Genomic DNA, 7660 nt, shown 5'->3' on the forward strand with positions numbered 1-7660 from the left:
CGCAGCAGCTCGGCGTCGTGGACGGGGTGGCCGTACTTCGGCAGGGCGGCCCGCGCGATCCACGGCTCGGTGGTGGCGTAGAACGTGCCGAGGTCGCTCATCCCCGCGATGCTCGCCCCGGCTGCGAAGAGCCCGGGTCGTGCCGCCAGGCACGAGAGGGTCAGGTAGCCGCCATACGACCAGCCCACGCACGCCACCCGGTCCGGGTCGGCGAGGCCGCGCGCGACGAGGTCCGCCACGACGTCCTCGACGTCGTCGACGCCCCGCCACCGCAGACCGACGTCGTCGGCGTGGGAGTAGGCCCGCCCGAAGCCTCCCGACCCGCGGACGTTGGGGGCGCAGACCGAGATGCCGGCCCGCAGGAGCACGGGATACAGGTGCGACCAGCCGGGACGTTCCTGGCCCTCGGGCCCGCCGTGCAGGTGTATGACGACCGGCCCGCCCCCGTCGACCGGGCGGTTCCGCGCCGGGTGCCACCAGGACGACACCTCCGTGCCGTCACGCGTCGTGGTGCGCAGCAGCTCCGGCAGGACGGCCTGCGGGTCGCGGGTGGCGCCGTCGACGTCGACCCACGCCTGCGAGACCCAGCTGCGGGTGCGCAGGTCGAGGATCTCGACGCACCGGTCCCGGTCGGGGCTCTCGACCGTCAGGGCCAGGATCGAGCCGTCGGCGCTGAGGCTCGGCTCGGTGGCGACCCACCCGGGCAGGGGGATGGCCTCGTGGACGGTGCTGTCGACCAGCTCGACGAGGGCGAGCTCGCTGCGGCCGCCGTCGACGTTCCACAGGACCGCGGCCCGGGTGCCGTCCTCGCTGACGCAGAACTCCTCGACGTCGGCGTCCGGACGAGCCATCAGGACCCGCTCCGAGACGCCGCGGCCGGTCACCGTGAGCAGCGCCAGCCGCTGCCGGTCGCCCCCGACGTCGGTGCGGACCACGACGCGCAGGTAGCCCTCGCGGCTCTCCGACGGGCACGACGTGTGCGGGGGCAGCCGCTCCGACCAGCCCGATCGTGACGGCAGGCGCCGGGGACGGTGGTCGTCGAGGATCGCGGCGGCGTCCGTGACCGAGCCGGGGTCCGGGCGCAGCAGCGCGGTGTCCTCGCCGCCCCACAGCAGGCGCAGCGACCGGTCGCCGCGACCGCCCACCCGCACCAACGACGCGCCGCCCCACGAGTCGACGAACCGGCCCTCGGGACGCCGGTCGACGACCTCGACGCCGAGCGTCTGCGGGTCGACCAGCCGAGACTCGCCGGAGCCGTCCTCCAGCTCGGCGGTGACCTGGATCCGCGTGCCGTCCCAGCCGACGAGCTCCGCCGACCCGTCGCGGTCGTCGTCGGCGCGCCACGCCTGCGGGTCGCCGGGGTCGGTCGTGACGACCCACACCTGGGAGCGGTCCCCGCCATACGGCGCGACCTGGCAGGCCAGCCACAGACCGTCGGGAGAGTGACGCACCCGGGTGACCGGGCCGTCGACCGGCAGGCGGACGGGGCGCCAGGTGCTGGCGCGCGCCCCCTCGAGGAAGCGCTGCACCGCTCGGGGATAGCCGTCGACGTCGACGACGTGCGCCAGGGCACGGCCGTCGGGGGCGACGGACGCCCCGTGGGTGGGGCGGCCGGAGAGCTCCATCACGGTCAGAAGGTCTGGAGCCACAGCTCCAGGGTCACGAGCTGCCACAGCTCGTTGGAGCCGAGGGTCGTGCGGGTCGTGTTGGGATCGGCGAGCAGCCGATCGAGCACGTCGGCGTCGAAGACGTGGCGGTCGAGCGCCGCCGACGAGCCGAGGGTGTCGCGGACCAGCTCGAGCACCTCGCCCTCGAGGTGGCGGATGCCGGGGACGGGGAAGTAGCCCTTGGTGCGGTCGATGACCTCGACCGGCAGGATCGACCGGGCGGCGTCCTTGAGGACCCCCTTGCCGCCCCCGGCGAGCTTGAGCTCGGGCGGGCAGGAGCCGGCCAACTCGACGAAGTCGTGGTCGAGGAAGGGCACCCGGCCCTCCAGGCCCCAGGCCATCGTCATCGTGTCCACCCGCTTGACCGGGTCGTCGACCAGCATGACCTGCGTGTCCAGGCGCAGGGCGGCGTCGACGGAGGTGTCCGCGCCGGGAGCGGCCTGGTGGGCGGCGGCGAAGGCCCAGCTCGGGTCGTGGTCGAGGCGGTAGTCCGGGTGCAGCAGGGCACCCACGGCGTCGTGGCTGCGGTCGAAGAAGACCCGGCGGTAGGCCTCGGTCGTCCGGTCGCGGGGGACGTCCAGGAGCGGGGGGTACCAGTCGTAGCCACCGAGCACCTCGTCCGCGCCCTGGCCCGACTGCACGACCTTGACGTGCCGCGAGACCTCTTGGGAGAGCAGGTAGAACGCGATGCAGTCGTGGCTGACCATCGGCTCGCTCATCGCCGCGAGGGTGCCGGGGACGGCCGGCAGCAGACGGCTGGTGTCGACGTGGATCTTGTGGTGGTTGGTGCCGTAGCGGGCGGCGATCAGGTCGGAGTAGGAGTACTCGTCGCCGGACTCGCCCCCGGCCGAGTCGAAGCCGATGCTGAAGGTCTGCAGGTCCTGCTGCCCCTGCTCGGCGAGCAGCGCCACGACCAGGCTGGAGTCGAAGCCGCCGGACAGCAGCACGCCCACGGGCACGTCGGCGACCATGCGTCGCTCGACGGCGGTGCGCAGGGAGTCCAGCAGCGCGTCGCCCCAGTCGCGGGCGTCCCAGTCGGCGCGGTCCTCGCGGCGGGTGAACGACGGCTCCCAGTAGACGCGGTCCGTGTAGCGTCCGTCGGGCTGGTAGGTCCGGATGGTGGCCGGCGGGAGCTTCTGGATGCCGGCGAACATCGTGCGGGGCGCGGGCACGACGGAGTGGAAGGACAGGTAGTGGTGCAGCGCGACCCGGTCCAGCGACACGTCCACGTCGCCGGCGTCGACGATCGCGCGCAGCGACGAGGCGAAGCGCAGCCGGTCGCCGCGGCGCGAGAGGTAGAGCGGCTTGATCCCGAGCCGGTCCCGGGCCAGGGTGAGCACGCCGGTGTCGACGTCGGTGATCGCGAAGGCGAACATGCCGGTCAGGTGCTCGACGCAGTCCGGCCCCCAGCGGTGGTAGGCCTTGATGATCACCTCGCTGTCGGCGTGCGAGAAGAAGCGGTAGCCGTGACCCTCGAGCTCGGCGCGCAGCTCCTGGTAGTTGTAGATGCAGCCGTTGAACACCATCGACAGGCCGAGCTCGGCGTCGACCATCGGCTGGGAGCCGCGGGGCGACAGGTCGATGATCGACAGGCGCCGGTGCCCCAGGGCGACCCGCCCCTGGGCCCAGACCCCGCCGTTGTCGGGACCGCGCGCGACCATCGCCTCGGCCATCGTCTCGACCGCCGCGACGTCCGCGGGCCGAGCACCTCGCTCGCCGAACCTGACCTCACCGCAGATGCCGCACATCAGCGCTCCTCCCCGTCCGTCATGATCCACGTGTCCTTGCTGCCGCCACCCGCCGAGGAGTTGACGATCTTGCTGCCCTCGGCCCCGGACCGGCTCAGCGCGGCCGGCATCGAGATCGCCTCCGTCTCGCGGGTGCCGCTGCGCCGTCGCAGGTGCACGAACACCCGCAGGTCCACGTGCCGCGGCCGCAGGGCGTTGCCGTCGAAGGTCGGGTGCGTGGACAGGTCGACCAGCTCCTGCCCGATGTAGCGCTCGGGGTTGGCGAGGATCTCGCGCCGCCGCTCGGCGACCTGGGCGGACGTGGCGTCCGGCCCGATGAGCACCCCGAGCCCGCCGTGCCCGTCGATCGGCTTGGTGACGAGCTCGCCCAGGTGGTCCAGGACGTGCTCGCGGGAGTCCGCGTCGGCGCACAGCCAGGAGGGGACCTGGTCCAGGATCGGCTCCTCGCCCAGGTAGTAGCGGACCATGTGCGGCACGAAGGTGTAGACGGCCTTGTCGTCGCCCACCCCGTTGCCGAGGGCGTTGGCCAGCGTCAGGGTGCCCCGGTGCAGCGCCTCGATGACGCCGGCGCCCAGAGGCTGACCGTCGCGGCCTCCCGCCGACAGCAGCAGGTCCTCGTCCATCCGCAGGTAGGCCACGCGCACCTGGGCCGGTCGTCCTGCCCGCTGCCGCATGAGGCGCCCGTCCTCGAACCACACCTGGCTCGGGGTGAGCACGTCGACGCCCATGGCCTCGGCCAGCCCGGTGTGCTCGGGCCACGCGGAGTCGGTGGGGCCCGAGGAGAGGATGGCGATCTCGCCGGGCTCGGCGGCGCCCCCCTGCGCGGCGGCGGACAGCGTGTCGCGCAGCAGCTCGGGGACGGGACGGACGGGCCGTATGCCGAGGGGGAACACCTCGGGCACGAACCGGCGCATCAGGGCGCGCGCCGCGATGGCGTAGCCGACCCCGGAGGGCACGCGCAGGTTGTCCTCGAGCACCCGCCAGCGTCCGGGTCCGTCGCTGACCAGGTCCAGGCCGCTGACGTGGTTGCGGACGCCCGGCCCGCCGAGGCGCCCGCTGGAGCGGTAGCCCGGCGCCCGGTCCAGCAGCTCGCGGGGCATCACGCCGTCGGCGAAGATCGCGCCCTCGCCGTAGCAGTCGCGCAGGAAGGCGTCGAGCGCCCGCGCCCGTTGCTCGCCGCCGGCGCTGATGTGCTCCCAGTCGGACGCGGACACGATGCGGGGGATCAGGTCGACGGGGAAGACCTGGGGCTGCGGCTGGTCGCGCAGGCGGAAGGTTACGCCGTCGGCGCGCTGCAGGTCGACGATCGCGTAGTCGCGCTGGCGCAGCCCCCGGGTCCCCAGCCGCTGGAAGGCGGCGACCACGTCGGCATACGGCGGGCGCGGTGCACCGGTCTCGTCGACGGCCTCGTCGTAGGCCGCGGGGGCCGCCCCCTCGCGGGGGCGGTAGGACTCGAGCAGGTCCTCGGTGCCGTCGACCGGGGCCGCGACGCCACGGGCGGTCTCGGCGATGAGCTGGTCGACGACGTCCGTGAGCCGGCCCCGGCGGCGGCGTGCCCGGCGCTGGCGGGCGGCGGAGCTGCCGCGCAGCAGGGCGGCGGTGGTCAGCCCGTCGACGAGCTCCCAGTCGCCGTTGGCGCGCAGCCACGGCTCCAGCGAGGCGACGAGGTCTCGGATGATCTCGGGGGCCGGGGCGGTGCGGCCCGAGCGCAGGTCGACGAGGTCGCCCTCGAGCCCCGAGCGTGCCGCCCGCCAGGACGCGGCGCGGCCGACGACGGGGGCCAGGTCGAGCGGGGGGACGCCCGCGGCGATCGTCTCGACCGCCCGGTCCACCATGGCCCGGAACAGGCCGGCGACCAGCACGATGGTGTCGGTGGAGGGGCAGCTGTCGCAGATCCGCAGCTCGATCGTGCTGATGCGCGCGGCCGGCCGGACGTCGAAGTAGATCATCCCCGGGTCGCTGATCACGCCCGTGTCGACGAGGTTGGCCACCAGCCGGTCGAACTCGGCGGCGGAGCGGGCCCCGCTCGACAGGCCCGTCGTGGGCCAGCGGCTCCACACCAGGCTCCGCACGCTGGCGTAGCCCGTGTCGTCCCCGTCCGACCAGTAGGGGGAGGACGCGGACAGTGCCAGCAGCGGGGGCAGGTCGGGGGCCACGTGCTCGGCGACCAGGCAGGCCTCGTCGAGGTCGGCCACGTCGACGTGCACCTGCGAGCCGCAGATCAGCTGCTCGCGCGTGAGGAGCTGGTAGTCCGCCAGCATGCGCCGGTAGCGCGGGGTCTCGGTCACGTCGATCTCGTCGGGCGCCGACAGCGGCAGGGAGCCGGCCGCCACGATCCCGAGTCCCAGCGGCGTCGCCGCCTGCACCAGGCCCTCCCGGCAGTGGAGCAGCTCGTCGCGCAGCTCGTCCAGGTCGGTGACGACGGCCGAGTTGACCTCGACGACGCACTGCTGGAGCTCGGCGACGTACTCCGTGCGGTCGGCCAGCGCCTCGAGCAGCTCGGGGGCCTTGGCGGCGAGCCGGCGCGTGGTCAGGTCCACGACATGGAACTCCTCCTCGACCCCGAGCCTGCGGATCGGCCGGGTCCGCGGCTGCGACGTCTGCGTCGCCTGGGGGGAGTGCCGGGTCTGGGCCTGCCCGCTGGATCGTGCGCTGTCCATGGCGTGAGGCTTCCACGCGCATGTTGCGGGCGCGTTGCGAAATCGTGTCGGCCTGCGTCCCTCGTGCGCCGTGCCCGCTCAGGCCGGCCGGTCGAGGGCACCGAGCTTGGCCGGGTTGCCGTGGAGCTGGACGGTGCGGACGAGTCCGTCGCGCACCTCCAGGACCAGGCAGCGCAGCGACCCGTCGGCGGCGCTGAAGACCAGGGCCGGGCCACACGGCGGGCGCGAGGGTGTGTCGGCAGGGGCTGGCATGATGCAGGGACCGACGCGACGGTGCGTCGGGTTCGGGGAGGACGTCATGCGGTCGCTCGGGGTGCTGGTGGGGCTTGCGCTGCGCCGTGTCCGCCATCGCCCTGCCGCCGTGCTCGCCGTCGCGCTGTGCACCTTCGTCGCGTGCCTGGCCGCCGCGACGGCGCAGGTCCACGCGGACTCCGCGGACCGGGCCGCGCGCACCTCGGCCCTGCGGCAGGCGCCGCTGGACGACCGCTCGGTCGTCGTGAGCGGCACCGTGTCCCGAGGGCTGGCCGAGACCGACGCCGTGGTGCGGTCCGCCGCCTCACGCATCCCGGGCGCCCAGGTGTCCCGGTGGGTCACCTCGTCCGGCTACGCCGTGGCGGGCGCCGCCGCCAACCTGCGGGTGGAGCTGGGGCACGCCCCGGGCGCCGTCGCGAGCAGCACGCTGGTGAGCGGGGCCTGGCCCACCTCGGACGGCGACGTCGCGGTCCCGCAGGTTGCGGCCGAGCGTCTGGGGTGGCGCGTGGGGCAGACCCTCGCCCTCAGCCGGCTGGTGGCCACGCAGGCGGACCCACCCCGCCTGCGGATCAGCGGCACCTACCGGACTCGAGCCACCGACACCACAGGGTGGGCCGACGACGCGCGCCGTGGGGCGGGGATCAGCGAGGGCGACTTCCGCACCGTGGGGCCGCTGCTGGTCTCGGGCGACACGGTGCCCGCGCTCGGCGCAGGAGCGACGGCCACCTGGCGGATCGTGCCTCCTGCGGACGCGTCGGGGCTGGAGCCGCCCGTGCGTCACGCCGTGGCCGCGCTCGAGCAGGCGCCCCTGCTCGACGGTTTCGCGGTGCGGACCGGACTGCCGGCGACCCTCGAGCGGGCCGTCGCCGACGGTGTCCGCACGCGTGCCGCCATCGCCGGACCGACGGCCCTGCTCGTGCTCGTCGCCCTGGTGGGGCTGGGGCTGACGGGCCTGCTGCTCGGGGCGGTCAACGAGCGGGGCGACCGGCTCCTGCGCACTCGTGGCGCGTCGCCCGGGCAGGTCGGGGTGCTGGCCGGGCTGGCGGCCGCCGCCGTGCTGCCCGCCGGTGTCCTGGCCGCGCTGCTGGCCCCTGTGCTGGCGCGCGTCCTGCCGGGGGCCGACCGGGTCGAGCCCACCGTCATGACCTGGGTCGTCGCCCTCGGGGCCACGATCGCGGCGATGCTGGTCGTCACCCTGACGGCGCTGGCCGGCTCGGTCGGGGGTCACGGTCGCACCTCACGCATGATCGACGCCGTCCTGCTGCTGCTGGCGGCCCTGGCCTGGTGGCGCCTGCGGGGAGCCGGGGACGAGCAGCGCGCCGATGCGCTGTCC

5 protein-coding genes are annotated in these 7660 nt (G+C 74.6%); 1 reads left to right on the forward strand and 4 read right to left on the reverse strand.

Annotated elements, in window-relative coordinates; all coding sequences use genetic code 11:
• The 4 genes from B2P18_RS03085 to B2P18_RS03100 all read right to left on the reverse strand — a co-directional run.
• On the reverse strand, positions 1-1649 hold a 1649-nt coding region (locus B2P18_RS03085), incomplete at its 3' end, for an alpha/beta hydrolase family protein (protein WP_286955795.1).
• Entirely contained in the window at positions 1631-3415 is a 1785-nt protein-coding gene (locus B2P18_RS03090; protein ID WP_286955796.1) for an N-acetylglutaminylglutamine amidotransferase, read from the reverse strand. The genes B2P18_RS03090 and B2P18_RS03085, both read right to left, overlap by 19 nt.
• Positions 3415-6075: a carboxylate--amine ligase/circularly permuted type 2 ATP-grasp protein gene (locus B2P18_RS03095; RefSeq protein WP_286955797.1), complete on the reverse strand. Its 2661-nt coding sequence runs from the start codon at positions 6073-6075 to the stop codon at positions 3415-3417. The genes B2P18_RS03090 and B2P18_RS03095 overlap by 1 nt, the downstream gene beginning before the upstream one ends.
• Before the next feature lie 78 nt (positions 6076-6153).
• Positions 6154-6327 (reverse strand): hypothetical protein, encoded by a 174-nt coding sequence (locus tag B2P18_RS03100; RefSeq protein WP_156911132.1) that lies wholly within the window; start codon positions 6325-6327, stop codon positions 6154-6156.
• On the opposite strand from B2P18_RS03100, the gene B2P18_RS03105 reads away from it, so the two are divergent.
• A partial coding sequence (locus tag B2P18_RS03105) for a hypothetical protein (RefSeq protein ID WP_286955798.1) occupies positions 6326-7660 on the forward strand: 1335 nt, incomplete at its 3' end. The genes B2P18_RS03100 and B2P18_RS03105 overlap by 2 nt on opposite strands.

It is taken from the genome of Arsenicicoccus sp. UBA2120, assembly GCF_002330965.1.
Lineage (GTDB): Bacteria > Actinomycetota > Actinomycetes > Actinomycetales > Dermatophilaceae > Arsenicicoccus > Arsenicicoccus bolidensis.